General features: G+C 72.7%; 15 protein-coding genes. 8 read left to right on the top strand and 7 right to left on the bottom strand.

The window, feature by feature from the left end; translation table 11 throughout:
- Window positions 1–94 precede the first annotated feature (94 nt).
- From ICC28_RS11015 to ICC28_RS11005, 3 genes are all read right to left on the bottom strand, one after another.
- On the bottom strand, window positions 95–1,339 hold the full coding sequence (locus ICC28_RS11015; RefSeq protein WP_188288280.1) for an XRE family transcriptional regulator: 1,245 nt from the start codon (window positions 1,337–1,339) through the stop codon (window positions 95–97).
- 651 nt (window positions 1,340–1,990) lie between these two features.
- Entirely contained in the window at window positions 1,991–2,428 is a 438-nt protein-coding gene (locus ICC28_RS11010) for a DUF3017 domain-containing protein (RefSeq protein WP_411158584.1), read from the bottom strand.
- 88 nt (window positions 2,429–2,516) lie between these two features.
- On the bottom strand, window positions 2,517–3,371 hold the full coding sequence (locus ICC28_RS11005; protein ID WP_188288278.1) for a bifunctional methylenetetrahydrofolate dehydrogenase/methenyltetrahydrofolate cyclohydrolase: 855 nt from the start codon (window positions 3,369–3,371) through the stop codon (window positions 2,517–2,519).
- Window positions 3,372–3,635: 264 nt separating this feature from the next.
- Between ICC28_RS11005 and ICC28_RS11000 the strand changes: the two genes are divergently transcribed.
- The 3 genes from ICC28_RS11000 to ICC28_RS10990 all read left to right on the top strand — a co-directional run bounded on the left by ICC28_RS11000 (window position 3,636) and on the right by ICC28_RS10990 (window position 6,986).
- Window positions 3,636–4,232 (top strand): hypothetical protein, encoded by a 597-nt coding sequence (locus tag ICC28_RS11000; RefSeq protein WP_188288277.1) that lies wholly within the window; start codon window positions 3,636–3,638, stop codon window positions 4,230–4,232.
- 269 nt (window positions 4,233–4,501) lie between these two features.
- Window positions 4,502–5,242, top strand: coding sequence for an FHA domain-containing protein (locus ICC28_RS10995; protein ID WP_188288276.1), 741 nt, complete (start codon window positions 4,502–4,504; stop codon window positions 5,240–5,242).
- A 253-nt stretch (window positions 5,243–5,495) separates the two neighbouring features.
- Window positions 5,496–6,986: a protein kinase domain-containing protein gene (locus ICC28_RS10990; protein WP_188288275.1), complete on the top strand. Its 1,491-nt coding sequence runs from the start codon at window positions 5,496–5,498 to the stop codon at window positions 6,984–6,986.
- Here the strand turns inward: ICC28_RS10990 and ICC28_RS10985 are convergent.
- The gene (locus tag ICC28_RS10985; protein ID WP_188288274.1) at window positions 6,944–7,984 is read right to left on the bottom strand and encodes a winged helix-turn-helix domain-containing protein; all 1,041 of its coding nucleotides are present in this window, start codon (window positions 7,982–7,984) and stop codon (window positions 6,944–6,946) included. The two genes, ICC28_RS10990 and ICC28_RS10985, sit on opposite strands and share 43 nt — an antisense overlap.
- Window positions 7,985–8,566: 582 nt before the next feature.
- On the opposite strand from ICC28_RS10985, the gene ICC28_RS10980 reads away from it, so the two are divergent.
- Together ICC28_RS10980 and ICC28_RS10975 are read left to right on the top strand one after the other, a co-directional pair.
- The gene (locus tag ICC28_RS10980) at window positions 8,567–9,121 is read left to right on the top strand and encodes a peptidoglycan-binding domain-containing protein (RefSeq protein WP_188288273.1); all 555 of its coding nucleotides are present in this window, start codon (window positions 8,567–8,569) and stop codon (window positions 9,119–9,121) included.
- A 148-nt stretch (window positions 9,122–9,269) separates the two neighbouring features.
- Window positions 9,270–11,033, top strand: coding sequence for a serine/threonine-protein kinase (locus tag ICC28_RS10975; protein WP_188288272.1), 1,764 nt, complete (start codon window positions 9,270–9,272; stop codon window positions 11,031–11,033).
- A gap of 48 nt (window positions 11,034–11,081) precedes the next feature.
- Here ICC28_RS10975 and purH read toward each other — a convergent pair whose 3' ends face one another.
- Window positions 11,082–12,644, bottom strand: a complete 1,563-nt coding sequence (gene purH / locus ICC28_RS10970) for a bifunctional phosphoribosylaminoimidazolecarboxamide formyltransferase/IMP cyclohydrolase (protein WP_188288271.1) — start codon at window positions 12,642–12,644, stop codon at window positions 11,082–11,084.
- Window positions 12,641–13,279 carry a phosphoribosylglycinamide formyltransferase gene (purN, locus tag ICC28_RS10965; protein WP_188288270.1) on the bottom strand — a complete coding sequence of 213 codons (639 nt, stop codon included), beginning with the start codon at window positions 13,277–13,279 and terminating at the stop codon, window positions 12,641–12,643. The genes purH and purN overlap by 4 nt, the downstream gene beginning before the upstream one ends.
- 299 nt (window positions 13,280–13,578) lie before the next feature.
- Here purN and ICC28_RS10960 point away from each other — a divergent pair, with 299 nt between their 5' ends.
- On the top strand, window positions 13,579–14,352 hold the full coding sequence (locus tag ICC28_RS10960; RefSeq protein WP_188288269.1) for a hypothetical protein: 774 nt from the start codon (window positions 13,579–13,581) through the stop codon (window positions 14,350–14,352).
- 88 nt (window positions 14,353–14,440) lie between these two features.
- Entirely contained in the window at window positions 14,441–15,577 is a 1,137-nt protein-coding gene (locus ICC28_RS10955; RefSeq protein WP_188288268.1) for a hypothetical protein, read from the top strand.
- A 223-nt stretch (window positions 15,578–15,800) separates the two neighbouring features.
- Here ICC28_RS10955 and ICC28_RS10950 read toward each other — a convergent pair whose 3' ends face one another.
- The gene (locus ICC28_RS10950; protein WP_188288267.1) at window positions 15,801–17,444 is read right to left on the bottom strand and encodes a DUF6350 family protein; all 1,644 of its coding nucleotides are present in this window, start codon (window positions 17,442–17,444) and stop codon (window positions 15,801–15,803) included.
- A gap of 96 nt (window positions 17,445–17,540) precedes the next feature.
- On the opposite strand from ICC28_RS10950, the gene ICC28_RS10945 reads away from it, so the two are divergent.
- Entirely contained in the window at window positions 17,541–18,638 is a 1,098-nt protein-coding gene (locus ICC28_RS10945; protein WP_188288266.1) for a helix-turn-helix domain-containing protein, read from the top strand.
- Window positions 18,639–18,679: the final 41 nt, after the last annotated feature.

The following is an 18,679-nucleotide window of genomic DNA, read 5'->3' as shown; positions in this document are numbered from 1 at the left end:
CGAAGGGCCGAAAGGTGGACCTCTCAGCCCACCGAGCCGGGTGGTGGATGGGCAAGGGCCGGGGGGCTGGGGGCGGAGCCCCCGGGGGTGGGGGTTACTGGGTGCAGCCCTCCTGGCCCGCGGCCGTCTTGACGCAGGCCTTGGCCTCGCCGGCGTCCTTGACCGCGACCATCGGGGTGTACGCGATGGTGTCACCGGCCTCGGTGATGGAGCCGGTCTGCTCGGCGGTGCCGACGGTCACCTGGACCTCGTCGCCCTGGGCGGCCTGGGTGATGCGGCCCCAGGCCGCTCCGCAGGTCTCGCTGTAGCGGACCTCGACGACGGCCGTGCCGACGGTCGCGGTCTTGGCGGTGGTCACCAGATCCCCGCTGCACCCCATGCTCTCCGCGTCCTTGCCGGCGCAGGAGGCCCCGCTGCACTTCACGCCGGGCGGCAGGTCGACGTTCTCGCTCACGCTCGGCGAAGGGGACGCGGCACCGCCCTCGTTCTCCTTGCCACCGCTGCCGTCCGTCAGGTACAGCGCGAGAGCGACCACCACGAGCACGCCCACGACACCCGCGAGGAACATCGTCAGCCGCCGTTTGCCCCCGCCCCCGGGCCGGGGCGCCTGCGGCGGCTCCCCGTACGAGGGGCCAGGCGGCGGAGTCGGCGGCTGAGCACCCACCGGTGCCGAGGCCGAACCCGATCCCGACGCCGAACCCGATGCCGGCGCCGCTCCCGCCCCGGCAGGTCCCACCGGCCCCGCAGGTCCCCCCGTAGCCTGCGACGGGCCCCTGTAGCCCGCCACGCCCCACGAGTTGACGCCCGAGGCGGCACCCGAGGACGCCCCCTCGCGCGGCTGGCTCACCGCGTCCTCCGGTTCCGCCGACGGGGTCGCCCGCGGCGGCACCGTCGGCGTCACCCCCGCCGGTCCCGCCGGTCCCGCCGATCCCGGCGTCGCCGTCGCGCTGCCGCTCTTGCGGGCCGTCTTGCTGCCCTTGGCGTTCGGCGGCGGCGCGCCGAACTCCCCGAGCGCGGCGCGCGCCTGGGAAATCCGGATCGCCTCCATGGTCATGTCGTGGCGCATCTCCGAACGGCTCCACGCCCGTTCGGCGAGTTCCCACATCGTGGTGAGATGGACCGGGTTGGTTCCCGTGACCTCGGCCAGCGCCACGATCGCGCCCTTGGGCGCGAGCAGCCGGCCGTTGAGATAACGCTCCCAGGACGTCTTGCTGTACCCGGTGCGGTCGGCCACCGCGGCGATGCTCAGGCCGCTGCGGTCCACGAGCCGGCGCAACTGGCTCGCGAACTCCCTGACCTGCGGATCGAGTTCATCCGGCAAGTCCTTCCAACGAGGCATTGCTACCCCCCTCTTCCCCCGGTTCGTGCTGTTGTGTTCCCCCGTGCGAGCCGCCCTCTGCCGAGTCCCCGTTCTGGCTACCCACAGGGATGCGCAAGGTAAGGATCTCAGTTCCCGGGGTGGGGGCGCACGGGAGCATGGGGGCTGTGGGCATGCACGGTTGCACGCCCACCGGGCCGCGGTCCAGTCTTCCACCGCCCGTTCCCCCCGGAACGGACTCCCCCAGGTGGCAGTGCCGACAGACGTTCGAGACGTCCTGGAGCGTCCCGATTGGCAACGCTAGCCCGCTTGTCGAACGACTTCGCTCCAAATCCGCAAACTTGTCAACACATCACCACACAGGACGCACAAATGTCGTCACAGACGGCACACGCATCACCCCGGCCCCTGACCCCGAGGGGACGTGATCGGTTCCGTCGGACGGCTTCCTGTGGCAGGGCGCGGACACCGTGGCGGAACGGTCACCGCTGTGCCACAGCGCTCTGACAGCCGTTGAACAGGTTGTCGCCCGTACAGGAGGGTTGAGCACAGACGGCGGCCCGTCCTTGCTCGGGGGAGAGGACGGGCCGCCGTCTGTGCGCGGGGCCGCGGGTCCGGGCCCCAGGTCCGGGGCCGCAGGTCCGGGGCCGCAGGTCCGGGGCCGCGGGTGCGCTAGCTGACCGTGAAGTGCAGCGTGTCCTTGAGGAACGGGATCTCCAGCCAGGGTTCCGGCTGCACCATCATCGCCAGCAGCGCGATCGCGGAGCCGAGCACCCCGTAGGTGAGGATGTCGGTGAAGCGGGAGCGCACCGCGAGCATGCCGACGTCCGGCAGCAGCCAGCGCAGCACGGCCCCGCCCAGCAGGGCGACGCCGATCAGCAGCGTGCCGATCCGGAAGGCGTCCAGCGCGGTCACCAGCAGGCCTACGCCGACCACCCCGATCACCAGCAGGACGGGCCACTGGCGGGCGGGCGCCGGGGCGTCGCCCGGCGCGGCCCGGCCGCCGCCCTCGGGCCGCGCGGTGTCCCGCGTGAACAGAGGGAAGCGACGGGTGACGCGGCGCGGCCTGCCCGTGGCATCGGGCGCGCTGATCGCGTCCCGCGCCTCGATATCGGACCCCTCAGCCCCCTCGGACCTCTCCGGCCCCTCGGACCCCTCCGGCCCCTCGCGCTCCTCCAGCCCCTCGGGCTCCCGCGCCTCAGCCGACACTGCGCTCCGCCGCCTCGACCACGTTGACGAGCAGCTGGGCACGGGTCATCGGGCCGACCCCGCCGGGGTTGGGGGAGATCCAGCCGGCGACCTCGGCGACATCCGGGTGCACGTCGCCCACGATCTTGCCCTCCGCGCTGCGCGAGACGCCGACGTCGAGGACGGCCGCGCCGGGCTTGACGTCCTCGGCGCGGATCAGGTGCGCGGAACCGGCGGCGGCGACGATGATGTCCGCGCGCTTGAGGTGGGCGGACAGGTCACGGGTGCCGGTGTGGCACTGGGTCACGGTGGCGTTCTCGCTGCGCCGGGTGAGCAGCAGGGGCATCGGCCGCCCGATGGTCACGCCCCGGCCCACGACCACGACCTCGGCGCCCTTGATCTCGACGCCGTAGCGGCGCAGCAGGGTGAGCACGCCGTTGGGGGTGCAGGGCAGGGGGGCCGGCTCGTTCAGGACCAGGCGGCCGAGGTTCATCGGGTGCAGGCCGTCGGCGTCCTTGTCCGGGTCCATCAGTTCCAGGACGCGGTTCTCGTCGATGCCCTTCGGAAGCGGCAGTTGCACGATGTAACCGGTGCAGGCCGGGTCCTCGTTGAGCTCGCGGACGACGGCCTCGATCTCCTCCTGCGTGGCCGTGGCGGGCAGGTGGCGCTGGATGGAGGCGATGCCGACCTGGGCGCAGTCGCGGTGCTTGCCGGCGACGTACTTCTGGCTGCCGGGGTCGTCCCCGACCAGGATCGTGCCGAGGCCGGGCGTGACGCCCTTCTCCTTCAGCGCCGCCACGCGGGCGGTCAGATCGGACTTGATCGCGGCTGCGGTGGCCTTGCCATCGAGAATCTGGGCGGTCATGGCCCCATCCTCGCGGATGACGGGGCCCCTGTTCCAATCCGGGTCCCCCCGGCGGCTGCCCCGGAGTATCCGCCCATGATCAGTGATGTTGCACTTGCACAACACATGGCGATTGCGGCTGGACAACGAACCGGCCATCAATGAACGATTGTGGCCACAGTGCCGCGGGCAGTACCGGGGGGACGAACCGCAACCGAGAGACCTTCCTCCGACCGTGCCGCTCGTCGTCCCCGCACATTCGGTAAAACGGAGGAAACAACCGCCATGAGTTTCGGCGACCCGAACAACCCCTACGGCCCGCCCCAGCAGCAGCCGCCCGCACCCGGTTACGGCTACCCGCAGCAGACCCCGCCCGGCGTCCCTCAGCAGGGCTACGGCGCCTACCCGGCGGCCCCGCCGGTCTCCCAGCCGTACGGCGGCGGTTACGTCCCGACCCAGATGCCGGGCATCACCCGTGCCGCGCAGATCCTGCTCGGTGTGATCGCCCTGTGCCACGTCATCATCGCCGCCGTGTACGGCGTGGCGCTGGCCGACTGGGACAAGACGATGGCCGAGGCGGGCATCACCGGCGACAGCGAGGCGGAGCAGTTCGCGGACCTCGGCAAGGGCGTCGTGGTCTTCTTCATGAGCCTGGCCGCCGTCTTCGCGATCCTCGGTCTGGTGCTGCTGCTGCAGTACGCCAAGGGCGGCAACGGCGTACGCGTCTGCTCGATCGTCTACGCGTCGTTCGCGATCATCAGCGGCATCTTCGCTCTCGCGATCTACCTCCTTGGCCTGCTCATCATGATCGTCGCGATCCTGGTGATCGTCTTCGCGGCGAAGCGCGCCAGCGCCGACTGGTTCAAGCGCCCGCGGTACTGAACCGCCGCCACCGGCAGGCGCGTTCGCGCCCTGCGCCTTCAGGGGCCGTGTCCCACCCGTACCAGGGGGACACGGCCCCTGCGCGTCGCCCCGGACCTACGTCATCGAGAACCCGGAGGGCGGCCGACGAACACATCGACTCCGCCCGCCCTTCACAGACTCGCCGACGAACAGCAAGCCTTTGCTGTCGCTCTGCCACGTCCCATACCCTCCCCCTCGTTGGACTGGGGGAGGGTGGCCCTCATGGAATCGGGCGAGGGGACGAGTCCATGTACAGCGTCATCGTCGTGCCTCCGGCATGCGCACGGCCGGACGGCCAGATCAGGATCGGTGCGGGTGAGCGGCTCGCGTTCGGCCGGGACGGCACCGGCAGCGGGCTCACCATCGCGCACGAGGGGGTGTCCCGGATCGCCGGGGAGATCACCGCGCACCACAACTTCTGGCTGCTGAGCAACCTCAGCGAGGACCAGACCTACGTCGTGGAGAACCCGGAGGGCGCGGGCGAGCACATCAAGGTCGCGCCGGGCCGGGTGGACGCCCCCGTGCCGTTCGAGTTCGCCCGGGTCGTACTCCCCGCCGCGGGCGACCTGCTCACCTTCGACGTGTGGGCACCGCGCCACACCTTCCGCAGCACGGCCCGGCACGGGCTGTCGGGCACGCCGACCGCGCCGGCGTTCGCCCTCGACCGTACGAAGCGGTACTTCGCGGTCCTGGCCGCCCTGTGCGAGCCCCGCCTGCGCGGTGAGCCGCACGCCCCGCTGCCGGCGGTCGAGCAGTTGGTGGAACGGCTGCGGCCGGCGTGGCCGACGGTCAGCCGCTCGGCGGTGTACTGGAACATCGACTACCTCGCGCTCAAGCTGCGGCTGCGGCCCGCCCCGGACACGGCGGAGACCGGGCAGCGCGTCAACGGCAAGAAGGAGACCCTGGTCTCCCTCGCCCTCCGTTTCGACCTGGTCCGCGAGGACGACCTCGTCGTGCTCGCGCCGGTGACGAGCGACCTCTACGGCTGAGGGGGCGCCCCCGCGCCGTACGCCCCGATCCCCAGGGTCACCCCGATCACACTGATCACCCTGATCACCCCGACCGCCTCGATCGGCAATGAGAACTCACGGCATCCTGCCGGAACATGGCAGTGATCAGATGCATGTGCCCGTGTGACGATATCCGCGTTGCCGGATTTCGGCACTCTTCACTCGCATCTGCCGCTGACGACTCCCGCTCGCCCCGCCGTCGAGCGCAGCAGGAAGAAAAGGGGGAACCAAGATGTACGACGCCGTGCCCGTGCGCGTCCCCGAGGGCTACCGGATCGGCCCCTGGGAGGTCCGTGAGGCACTCGCGTCCGGCGCGTTCGCCACCGTCTACGCGGCCAGGCTGGTCGACGAGGCTCCGGACCTGCCCCGCCGGGCGGCGCTGAAGTTCCTGCCCACCGGCACCCGCACCCCGCGCCGGCTCAGCCACCTGCGCGAACTGGCCGAACGCGAGACGGAGTTACTGCGTCGGCTGCGCACACCCCGGCTGATCCGGATGTACGACACCCTCAGCGTCGACGACCCGGACCACCCCGAACTCGACGGCGCCACCGTCCTCGTACTGGAGCGGGCGGAGCGCTCGCTGGACGCCGTGCCGGCACCGGTGCCGGACGCCGGTGCCGTGCTGGCGCAGATCTGCGAGGGGCTGGCCCAGCTGCACCGCGCCGGCTGGGTGCACGGCGACCTCAAGCCCGCCAACGTACTGCTGATGAAGGACGGTTCGGCACGCCTGGCCGACTTCAGCACGGCCGCCGAACTGGAGGGCACCCACGCCTACACGTCCGCCTTCGTCACGCCGGACTACACGGCTCCGGAGCTGCTCTGGCCGGAGATGGACGAGCGCGGCGTCCAGGTCCGCCCGTCGGGTGACGTCTGGTCCTTCGGGGTCCTCGCGCACACGGCCCTGACCGGCACCTTCCCGTTCCCGGGCGCCACGACGGAGGCCCGCTGCGACGCGGTGACACGGTATGCGCGGGGCACCGAGGAACTGCGGCTGTCACCCGAACTGCCGGACGGCTGGGCGGAGATCATCGGCGACTGTCTCACCCGCACGCACGCCGAACGCGTCGGCACCGAGGCGCTGCTGCGGCGGGTGGAGGCGGCGGCCGGCGTCGCCCGCGCACCGCGCCCGTCGAGGCCGCGCCCGTCGAAGTCGCGCCCGTCGAAGTCGCGCCGCCCCTCCTGGCGGCAGCGCCATCCGGTCCTGGCCGGGTCCCTGGCCACCCTCCTCACGGTCACGGCCGGCCTCGGGGCCGCGGCGGGCATCGCCCATCACCGGGCGACGCAGTACGACGGGACGCCGGTGTACGAGGCCGTGGCGGTGCCGACCGCCTCCGCGTCCGGTTACGGCTATCACCGCTGCCCGGAGGACAGCGTGTGCTTCTTCAGCGAGCACGACGGCAACGGGGAGATGTGCCACTGGCAGGACAGCGACCCCAACTGGCAGGAGGGAGAGGCCACTTGTCCCTGGGCGGCGCACGGCCCCGTCCGGTCCGTCTTCAACAACATCTCGGACAGCCGTGAACTCGGCGGCGTCGTGTACTTCCGCGGCGCCGACTACCGGCCCGCGGGCTTCGACCGCCGCCGCAGCGCGCAACGGACCGGCTGCAGCGGCGTGAACAGCATGGGGAACCTGGCGGGCACGTACGCCCCGCTCTCGCACAAGCTGGTCGGCAGCTGCACCTACAACCCGTCGCTGTGGGCGGTGCTGTCCTCCCTCTGGTAGGCACGCGCCCGCTCGCTCCCGCGGGCCGCCGCCGCCCGCAGCACCGCCGCACCCACCGGCGTGAGGGTGTGCAGAACGGTCGTGCCGGTGCGGCTGGTGGTGACAAGTCCCGCGTCCCGCAGGGCCGTTGCGTGACGACTGGCCGAGGACGCGGAGACGCCGACGGCGCGGGCGACCTCGCCGGTCGTGGCGCCGTGGGCCACGGAGGCCAGCACCGCGGCCCGGGCCCGGCCCAGGAGGACGCCCAGCGGGGCGTCCGCCACGGGCGGCGGCGACGCCTCGTGGACGAGCGGATAGACCAGGACGGGAGGCAGGCCCGGGTCGGCGAAGGTGATCGGCCGTTCGAGGAGGAAGTACGAGGGCACGAGCAGCATCCCGCGTCCCTCCAGGTGCACGTCCCGGCCCACGGAAGGGTTGTAGTCGGCGCACAGCACGGACCGCTGCCACCGCGCCCAGGGCCCGAGCCCGGCGAGCATGCCCTCCACCCCGCCGTCCATCATCTGCCGTGCCCGCAGGGCTCGTTCGCCCTCGATCCGGGCGTGGATGCGGTCCTCGTAGGGTGCTACGGCGATGTCGTGGTACGCCCGCAACAGCCCTACGAACTCCTCCCGGGCCGCCCGCTCGGCCAGGCCCGGGGCCCACGAGGGCGCGCCCACGACGGCGTCGAGGCGCCGGATCTCCTCGCGCACCCGGGGCGCGGGGGCGGCGAGAATGCCCTCGAGTCCCGCGCGCAGTCCGTCGGCCGCCTGGACCGGGGTGAGGAAGTCGGGAAAGTACGCCGCCCTCGGGTACAGCGGCAGCAGCACGCTCCGCACGGCGCGTTCCAGGCCGGCCTCCCGTAGCCGCGCCCGCGTGGTCCGGTACCACTCGGCATGCGCCCAACGGCGTTGCCTGGTCTGGAGTCTGTGCAGGCTGATGGCGATGTCCCAGAGCGGATCGGACGCGGTGCCGAGCCGGGTCCGGCCCAGATCGGCATCGCTGAAGTGGACGCGGAGCATGTAGTTCTCCCCCGACGAACTGCGCTTTTGCGTTCAACTGCAACAGGATCGCCCGGCACGGCTCCCTGGGCAACAGTGGAGATCGGCGGGGTGCGGGCACGACGCGCCCCGCCACCGAACGGTTCCGGCCACCGCCTCTCCGCCTCCGACCGACCGGCCGGGGGCACCACCCGGAGAGCGGCGGCGGCGAATCGAAGGAGGCCGCAGGGCCGTGCTGACGTTGACTGTGTGGTGCGCAGTACTGGCGGCGCTCAGGGCCCTGGCAGCGACCCCGCGGTCGCGACGCCAACGCCGTCTGCGCCGACACGGCCGCGTCACGACCGCGGTCTGCCGTGCACACCTCAACGCCAAGGACCACGAGGGACCGTTGCGGATCTCGTCGGCTACCGCACGGATCCGGACGGCTGCGAATACCGCGCCGTGGTCCGCACCTGCGAGGCGGCCTCGGTCGGCTGAGGCGTGCCGACTGCCGGACCGCCGCCCTGCAACCTTCAGGTGCCACCCTAGAACTTTTCAGGTTCCGAATGAGCCACCGCTGCCCCAGAGTTGTGCCCGCATCACACCAACGGGGAGGCAACCACCATGAACTTCCGTACGACCCGGGCCCGTCTGGCCGCCGCCACCATCGGTGCCGCTGTGGCGGGCACCCTCGCCCTCGGCGCTTCGCCGGCCTCTGCCGCCGCCTCGGACGGCTACCTCAGCGGCTCGGGCTACACCTACGACGACTGGGACGACGAGGGCACCCTGTCCAGCTCCTCCTACGCCAAGTCCAACGCCACCTGCCTGTGGCAGAAGATCCTGTGGGCGGAGGGCGCCATCGAGAAGGACGGCACCAAGTACGACACCGCCGACATCGACGGCCACTTCGGCTCCAACACCACCCACGCCACCAAGAATCTCCAGAAGCGCTGGGGCCTGAGCGCCGACGGCCTGGTCGGCAAGAAGACCTTCACGAAGGCCGGCGACAAGCTGAAGGACTCCAAGCTGGTCGACATCAACAGCCAGCGCAAGTACCGGCTGAGGTACGACGGCGCCCAGTCGGACTTCTTCGTCTACCGCAGCAGCTCCGGCAAATACAGCCTCTACGTCGACGGCGCCTACCGCTACGCCAACTACAAGTCCCGCACCTGCAGCTGACGCAGCGCAGCACCCCGGGCCCGTCGGTCACCGCGACCGGCGGGCCCACCGCTCTCCGGTGCCCCGGACGGTAACCTCACATCAGTAACTGACGTGAGCACAACGGCACGTTGAGCGCGTCACGCAGGAGAGAACGGTCGGGGGACCCATGGCGGAGCAGCGGCAGCCGATGCCGTCGTCGTACACAGCGGCGTCGGGGGACGCCGCGCTCGGGGAGGCGGGGGCGACCCCGCTGCGGAGCACCGACCCGGGGCGGGTGGGGCCGTACGTCACGCTGGGGCGGCTCGGCAGCGGCGGCATGGGTCGGGTGTATCTGGCGCGCCCCGCCGACGACGGTCCGGGCCTCGCCGCGGTGAAGGTCATCCGGCCCGAGTACGCGGAGGACCCGGAGTTCCGGCGGCGGTTCGAGCGGGAGGCCGCCGTGCACGCCCGGGTCGTCACCCCGCACGCGCCGCGGCTGCTCGGCACCGGCTTCGACGACGAACTGCTGTGGATGGCCACCGAGTACATACCCGGCCTGAACCTCGCCGAGGCCGTCAAGGAGTGCGGCAGGCTGGCGCCGGCCGGGGTGTGGCGGCTGGTGGCGGAGCTCGGGCAGACCCTGTCGGCGCTGGCCGCCGCCGGCGTCGTACACCGTGATCTGAAGCCGTCCAACGTGATCCTGTCCGCGCAGGGCGTGCACGTCATCGACTTCGGCATCTCGCAGGCCGCGGACAGCAGCGCGATCACCGGCACCGGCAGCCGGGTCGGCACACCGGCGTTCATGTCGCCCGAGTACCTGCGGGAGGGCCGCTGCGACGGCGCCTCCGACGTCTTCTCCCTCGCGGGCACGATCGTCTACGCCGCCACCGGCCACTCCCCCTTCGGGGACGGCACGGGCGTGGACGTCATGCACCGGGTAGCCTTCGAGGACCCCAAGCCCGAGGTGATGGCCGAACTCGCCGCCGCCGACCACGCGTTGGCCGCGCTGCTGTCCGCCTGTCTCGCCAAGGACCCGGGCCTGCGGCCGACTCCGCGGCAGTTGATCGAGACGGCCGCGGCAGCGGGCGGCGGCCACACCCCCGCCTGGCAGGAGCCGCTGGCCGGCCGGCTGCTCGCCCGACGGCAGGGCTACGAGGTGCTCGCGCGCGCCTCCGCCCAGCAGACCGGCCACTTCCGCGCACCCACGGAACGCGTGACGTCTCCCCCGCCCGGCCCCGCCTTCGGTCCGCCGACCCCGCCCGGCCAGTACGGGTACGGCGCACCCGTCCCCGCCACGGACGGCGGGAGCGGCGGAGGCGGAACGAAGCGCAGGAAGCCGTACCTCGCCGTCGCCGCGGGCGTCGCGGTGTGCGCCGTGGCCGTGGGCGCCTTCCTGTTCACCCGCCCCCCGGCCACCGAGGCGGCGGCATCCGCCTCCCCGACCGCCTCCAGCGGCGACCCGGCCGACAACAGCCGTGCCTCACGACTGCCCGGCACCTCCGCCGCGCCCTCCAAGAAGGAGACGGAGAAGGAGCAGAAGGAGGAGAAGGAGAAGGGTTCCGCCGAGGAGCCGGACGGCGGCGAACCGGACAGCATCCCCTCCGCGACCGCCACCCGCGACAGCGGCGGCGGAGGGAAGAAGGAGACCTCCCCCGCCCCGACCACCACCGTCACCCAGACCGCCCCGGCGCCGTCCACCCCCGCGTGGATCTCCGACTGCACCTACTACACCGGCACCGAACTCACCGACTACGGCGACACCGGCCAGCGCGTCGTCCAGGTGCAGTGCATCCTCACCAAGCGCGGCTACAGCGTCGGCAACGCGGGCGTGGACGGCCAGTTCGGCGACGCCACCCTGGCCGCGGTCAAGCAGTTCCAGACCGCGAAGGGGCTGGAGGTCGACGGCCAGGTGGGTCCCCAGACCTGGGCGGCGCTGCGCAGTACGACATGACGCAGGGCCCGCGTCGCACCGGACGGCGGGCCCTGCAGAGTGCGCGGCTCAGTGGAAGAAGTGCCGCGTCCCCGTGAAGTACATCGTCACGCCCGCCTTCTTCGCGGCCTCGACCACCAGCTCGTCGCGGACCGAACCGCCGGGCTGGACCACGGCCTTGACCCCGGCCTCGGTGAGGATCTCCAGGCCGTCCGGGAAGGGGAAGAAGGCGTCCGAGGCGGCGTACGAGCCCTGAGCGCGCTCGGCGCCGGCGCGCTCGACGGCCAGCTTCGCGGAGTCGACGCGGTTGACCTGGCCCATGCCGACGCCGACCGAGGCGCCGCCCTTGGCGAGGAGGATGGCGTTGGACTTCACGGCCCGGCAGGCCTTCCAGGCGAAGGACAGCTCGGCGAGTTCCTCTGCGGAGAGCGCCTCACCCGTGGCCAGGGTCCAGTTGGCCGGGTCGTCGCCGTCGGCCTGGAACACGTCGGTGATCTGGGCGAGCCCGCCGCCGTCGATCGGCTTGAACTCCGCGGAGGCCTCGGGCGCCCCGGGGCAGCGCAGGACGCGGATGTTCTTCTTCTGCGCGAGGACGTCGACGGCACCCGGCTCGTAGTCGGGGGCGACGATGACCTCCGTGAAGATCTCGGCGACCTGCTCGGCCATCTCCTTGCTGACCGGGCGGTTGACGGCGATCACCCCGCCGAAGGCCGACAGCGGGTCACAGGCGTGCGCCTTGCGGTGCGCCTCGGCGACATCGGCACCGATCGCGATACCGCACGGATTGGCGTGCTTGATGATCGCGACACAGGGCTCGTCGTGGTCGTACGCGGCACGGCGGGCGGCATCCGTGTCGGTGTAGTTGTTGTACGACATCTCCTTGCCGTGCAGCTGCTCGGCCGAGGCCAGACCGCCGCAGCCGCCGGTGTAGAGGGCGGCGGGCTGGTGCGGGTTCTCGCCGTAGCGCAGGACCTGCTTGCGCTGGTACGTCACGCCGAGGAACTCGGGGAACTCCGCGCCGTCGCCCGCGTAGTCCGCGGCGAACCAGGCGGCGACCGCCACGTCGTACTCGGCGGTGTGCCGGAACGCCTCGGCGGCGAGCTTCTTGCGGGCGTTCAGGTCGAAGCCGCCGGAGGCGACCGCGGTGAGGACGTCGGCGTAGCGGTCGGGGCTGGTGACGACCGCCACGGAGGGGTGGTTCTTGGCGGCGGCGCGCACCATCGACGGACCGCCGATGTCGATCTGCTCGACGCACTCGTCGGGCGAGGCGCCGGAGGCGACGGTCGCCTCGAACGGGTAGAGGTTCACCACGACGAGGTCGAACGGCGTCACGCCCAGCTCGTCGAGCTGCTGCCGGTGGCTCTCCAGCCGCAGGTCGGCGAGGATGCCCGCGTGGACCTTCGGGTGCAGCGTCTTGACGCGGCCGTCCAGGCACTCGGGGAAGCCGGTGAGCTCCTCGACCTTGGTGACGGGGACGCCGACGGCGGCGATCCGGGCGGCCGTGGAGCCGGTGGAGACGAGCTCGACACCGGCCTCGTGCAGCCCGCGCGCGAGGTCTTCGAGTCCGGTCTTGTCGTAGACGCTGACGAGCGCCCGTCGAATGGCCCGCTTGGCGTTGCTCTCGGCGGTCACTGGATAACTACCTTTCGTCCCTCAATGCGATAGCCGTTGCGGGCGAGCCGCCCCACGACATCGACGAGCAGCCTTCGCTCGACTTCCTTGATGCGCTCGTGCAGAGCGCTCTCGTCGTCCTCGTCCCGGACCTCCACCACGCCCTGAGCGATGATCGGTCCGGTGTCGACGCCGTCGTCGACGAAGTGGACGGTGCAGCCGGTGACCCGGGCGCCGTACGCGAGCGCGTCACGGACGCCGTGGGCGCCGGGAAAACTGGGCAGGAGCGCGGGGTGCGTGTTCACGAACCGCCCGCCGAAGTGTGCGAGGAACTCCTTGCCGACGATCTTCATGAACCCGGCGGAGACGACGAGGTCGGGCTCGTAGGAGGCGACGGCCTCGGCGAGGGCGGCGTCCCACTCCTCACGGCTGCCGTACTCCTTGACCTTCCGCACGAAGGTGGGGATCCCGGCGCGCTCGGCACGGGCCAGCCCCTCGATGCCGTCGCGGTCGGCGCCCACGGCCACGATCTCGGCGCCGTAGGCCTCGGTGCCGGTGGTCGCGATGGCGTCGAGCAGCGCCTGGAGGTTGGTGCCGGATCCGGAGACCAGCACGACGAGGCGCTTGGCGCGCGGGGCCACGGGCTTGGCGGCCACGGTGGGGGCCTTTCTCGGGGGTGCGTCTTTGTACGGTCGTACGAATGCTTCGGGCTCCCGGATACGGGGAAGCCTACGAACCGGCCGACCGTCAGCAACGATACCGGCACACCGGGCGGCCCCCACGGGACGGGGGCGTGGCCGGAAGGTAGCGTCTGGGATGAGCCGGGTCGGGAACGTCGTTCGTGCAAGGGTCGTTCAGAAGATGACGGACCTGGTCCGGACGAGAAGTCGGACTCAGTCGGTTCAGACAGTTCAGACGTAGAAGCCAGCCACTTTCAGGGGAAGACGCTCATTTGATGCCGGACCGCAGCCTGCGACTCCTCACACTCCCCCCGCAGTCGGTGCAGGGAGGGCAGCACTACGGCGTGCTGCTGCGCGAGCGGCCCACCTCCCCGTCGGACGCGTCCTCGGGCGACGGCGGCACACCCAAGGACGACAACCCCTTCGCCCCGCCGCCGGAGGGCACACCGGACCGCCCCTGGCAGCCGCGGCGCCCGACGGGCGGCGACGACGGTCAGACCGGCGGGGGCGACCAGGGCGACTCCTCCCCCTGGGGCAGCCAGTGGAGCGACCGCCAGCCCGGCCGTTCCTCCGGCGGCTTCGGCGACCGCCCCGGGCAGCAGCAGAGCCCCGAGGGCGGTCAGAGCGGCGGCCCCGGCGGCGGCATGCGCTGGGACCCGACGGACCCCGCCCAGCGCCGCGCCCGCTACTCCCTGCTGAGCGGCATGTGGGCCTTCTTCTTCGCCCTCTTCAGCTGGCCCTACGTCGCCCTGCTGCTGGGCGCCCTGGCCCTCTACTGGGCCATCACCGCCCTCCGCGCCAAGCCCCGCACCCAGGACCCCGACTCCCCGGCGGCCTCGACGCAGAGCCGCCCCCAGACCACGGCAGCGATCAGCGGCATCGTCACCGCCTCCCTCGCCCTCGCCCTCGTCGCCGCCGGCTTCGCCGCCAAGATCGTCTACAGCGACTACTACACCTGCACCTCCGACGCCCTCACCAACGAGGCCAAGAAATCCTGCGACGACCTCCTGCCGGAGCAGCTGCGGGAGGTGTTGGGCGGGGACGGCTGAGGGCCGGTACAGGCCTCCGCGACGCAGGCGGGGTCCGGTCGGGACAGGCGGAGGCGGAGGCGGCCGGGGGCAGTCGTACCCTTCGGTCATGTCGCGTATGTCGCCTGCCACGAGAGCCGAGTTGGACGCGGAGATAACCGACTTCGGGGAGGTGCTGGCCGGGCACGCCTTCGTACCTCGCCCCACGCAGGACGAGGCTCTGCTGGGTGACTACGCCGCGGCGCTCGACGCGTACGAGAAGGCGAAGCGCGTCCTCGACGCGGCGCGGACGGAGGAAGAGGCCCGCTCGGCCGTACGGCGCGTGCTGGACGCGGGGCGAGAGGCCCTGGCCCGGGTCGACAAGTACGGAGAGCGAGGGGCACCGCGGAGCACGCTCTGCTTCTTCGACCCGAAGCACGGCCCGGCCACGGCCCGAGTCCCCTGGGTCCCGCCCGGAGGCGCGTCCCGGTCGGTGGACGTGTGCGCGGCCGACGCCGCGCGGCTCCGGAAGGACCGGCGGAAGCGCGACACCCGCAAGCCCCAGCACCCCGAGCGCCCGAAGCGGAACCGCCGGGACGGGCAACGCTCCCGAAGCGATGTCGTGCGCCTCGACAGCCCGGGGCCGCAGGAGTTCAGGCACCACTGGTCCCCCGATGCTCCGGCGGTTCTCGTCCTGCGTGCCGTGTCGTACGGAAAGCCGATGTCCACCACTCTCCGGGAGATGCGCAAGGGCAGCGGCGGCTTCCACGGCCCCCGCGGTCTGGTGCTCAAGGCGCGCGGCGAGTTCTCGGCACGGTTGCCGGTGCCGGCGGCGGGCCGACCGTTCGGGGGTTCGACGTACCAGGTCTCGGGCGGTGGTTCCGGTCACGGGGGACCGCGGTCCCGTACGCCCTACGACGCCGCCGACTTCGACGTGGACCGCATCCCGTACTGGGAGACGTGGCTGGAGCCCATCAGTACCTGCCGGACGTTCCGCACCTCGATCAGCGGTGAGGGCTGGGACGTCGTCCGCTACACCGGCGGCCGGGCCACCGCCCACGTCACCCACGGCGGGCGGCGGGGCGGAATCGTCGTGAACCGGCTGGACAACGGGTTCCACCCGGCGCAGGAACTGTTCCGCGCCCACCGACCGGCCTTCGGCGGAGCCCCCGTATCCCTGCCGGCGAAACCGGCGTGGCTGGCCGTGTGGTGCGACAGCCCGTGGACCATCGAGATCGGCCCTGAGAGGGCCGGGCCAACAGCGTAGTGATCGTGCGGAATGCGCTGCGGCTTCGAGGCGGCAGCCCCTGGGCGGGGAACGCAGGCCGACATTTCCCAGCCCGTCCGGCGTTTGAGGACGAGGCCCGTTCAGGGCCGATGGGGGGCCAGGGGGGCGGAGCCCCCTGGACGGGGTCGAAGGGGCGTCAGCCCCTGGGGAGGGGAATGGGCAGGGGCGGCGGGGGCGAAAAAGGCCCCGGTGCCATCCCCGCTCAGGACGCCCCCGGTGGTGTGTCCTCGCGCCCCGATGCCTCCCGCAGCGCCGCCCAGCGGGCTTCCCGCGCCGCCTCGTCCCGCTGCCACGAGGAGCCGTCCACGGCCTCGGTCGGCAGAAAGTCGTAGGGCTCGAAGGCCGCGTTGTCGCCGGTCACCGCATCGGCCGAACGCTCCTCACCGCCCGCCGCCACAGCCGCCTTCCTCCGCGCGAACCACCCACCACCAGAAGGCGCAGGCACCCGCACATCCGCCCCCGCCGCCTCCGCCTCCGCCACCTTCACTTCCCGCCCCCGCACACGCCATGCCCGCACTCCCACCGCAACAGGCACCCCCACCACCCCGCCCCACACCACCGCGGCCACCCCCACCTGCCACCACACCGGCCCGAACCCGGCCAGCGCCGCCACCCCCAACGGCCCCCCGGCCATCGCGGCCAACCCCGCCACCACCCCCGCGAACCCACAGACCGCCACCAGCGCGACCCCGGCGGTCCGCCCCCGCGACCACACCGCACCGCCCTCACCACCGGCACCGCCGGAACCACCGGCACCGCCCGCACCGCCCGCCGTCGCGACCCCCGCCACAAACCACCCCACCGTCACCCCGGCCACCACCGGCACCACCCCCACCGCCCAGTTCAACGGCCCCCCGCTCCCCGCCCCCGGCACCGCCTCCAGCAACGGAAACGGCGGCAACAACGGCGCCGGCGAGGCCCCCAACGGCCCCACCACCCGCCCCTCCCCCAGCACGAACCCCGGCCCGAGCGCATACGCCCCCGCCCACACCGCCGCGTTCGGCACCAGCACCACGCACAGCAGCAGCACCGCACACCGCCCGGAGAAGGACTCCGTGAGCTGGAGAAAGGACGCCCGCGCCGCACCCCCGTGCCACACCATCGACACCCCCAGCAGCAACGCCCCGCCCCCGACGAACACGGCCACCCCCGCCCCGGCCGCCCGCGCCGCGGCACCGAGCCGGCCCCGCGCCTCACTCCCGAGGACCATCCGCCGCACCCGCCCCGGCAACAGGATCAGCACCTCGTCGACCACGTCGCGCGGCCGCCCGTACGCCGTCCACACCCCCGCTCCCGCCGCCGCCACGGCGACCAGCGGCACGCAGATCCCCGTAGACACCCACGACGGCCGCAGCACACCCCCCGCGGCGTACAGCGCGGCCCCCGCCCCCACCACGAGATAGCCGAGCACGACCCCCGCCCACACGGTCCGCCCGGAGACATCCGCGCCCCCCGGACCGCCCCCCGAACCGCCCGCGTCGTCCCGCTCCACCCCGTCCCGCGCGGCCCGATGCACCAGCCACACCGGCAGTACGAGCAGCAGCAGCGGAGTCACCCCGACCGGCGCGGCCACCCCGGACAGCGTGTCGGTACGCACGAGTTCGGCGCCGTGCGCCAACAGCCACAGCGCCGCCGCGACATGCAGCGCACCCTCGGGCCCGCTGTCCGGATACGGCGAACTGATCCACAGCACCATCACCAGGACGGCGAACATCCCCAGCCCGAGCCCCGCCGCCACCGCACCACCCAGGAGGCCGACAGCCAGTCCGGGCGATCGGCCGCGCAACCGGGTGAGCAGGGACGACAGGGGCGATCGGCGAGCGGTCATCTGGATCACGCCCGCCATGCTCCCAACGACACGCGCTTTCCCGTCGTAACAGGCGAACCTCCGCTGTGTCGCTCAATATACGTTTATGTACTTTTTCGTACGAAGGGGCGCCCTGTGACGCAGAGCCCTGCCACCCCGCTCCCCCCGCCCAAGGAACGTCGACGCCTGCGCGAGGCCCAGTCGTTGACGCAGGCTCAGCTCGCGGCGCGGATCGGCGTCACCCGCGAGACCGTGCGCGCGTGGGAGACCGGCCGCACGACCCCACGCGGCCGGAAACGGGAGGCGTACGCGCGGCTCCTCGACGAGCTGACCACACGTCAGCAGGACGCACCGGCCGCCGAGACCCCCGTACGAACGGAAGCGCCCCCGGCACCCGAAACGCGGTCCCAGCCGGAACCGGCCGCAACAGCTGCCCCCCTGACACCCACTCAGGCCTTCGACGCGCTCTACGCCTTCTGCGCCCCCGCCCTCGTCCGGCAGGCCTACCTGCTCACCGGCCGGCGCGAGCTCGCGCGCGAGTCCGTCGAGCGGGCCTTCCAACTGGCCTGGCAGCGCTGGCCCGAGGTGGCCGTGGACCGGGACCCGGCGGGGTGGGTGCGGGCGGCGGCGTACGAGTACGCGCTCTCCCCCTGGCACCGGTTCCGCCCCCGCTTCCGGCACCCCGAACCACCGCCCGCCGACGCCTCCGCCCGCGCCCTGATGGACGTACTGCTGACGCTGCCGACGCCGTACCGCCGCACGCTCGTGCTGTACGACGGGGTCGGCCTCGATCTGCCGGACACCGCGGCGGAGACCGAGGCGAGCACGCCGGCCGCGGCGCGGCGGCTGCTGCACGCGCGCGAGGCCGTCGCCGCGCGGCTGCCGGAGCTGGCCGACCCCGACGAACTCCACCGGCGGCTCGCCGCGGCCGCCGCCACGGAGCGGCTGCGGGCCGCCAAGCCGCCGACGGTACGGACCGGCAGCGAGCGCCGGGCCCGTTTCTGGACGCGGGCCGCCATCGCCTTCACCGTCGCCCTGATCGGCACGACGGCGCTCACCCTGCGCACGGCCCCCACGCGGTACGAGCCGCCGGTGGCGCCGGGGGCGACGGTCCAGGGCGTGCCGCCGAGAGTGGCGCCGGGGCCGCTGTCGGAAGCGGAGCAGGAGCTGCGGGCGAAGCTGCGCGAGGAGACGGCGAGCGGCCCGGAGCGGCTGGTGCCGTCGGCGAGATGAAACGGCGGCGGGCCCGCCCCCACTCAAGGGAACGGGCCCAC

It is taken from the genome of Streptomyces sp. TRM68416 (assembly GCF_014596915.1).
GTDB lineage: Bacteria > Actinomycetota > Actinomycetes > Streptomycetales > Streptomycetaceae > Streptomyces.
The sequence above is the reverse complement of the archived record's forward strand: the minus strand, read 5'-3'. Positions and strand labels throughout refer to the sequence as shown.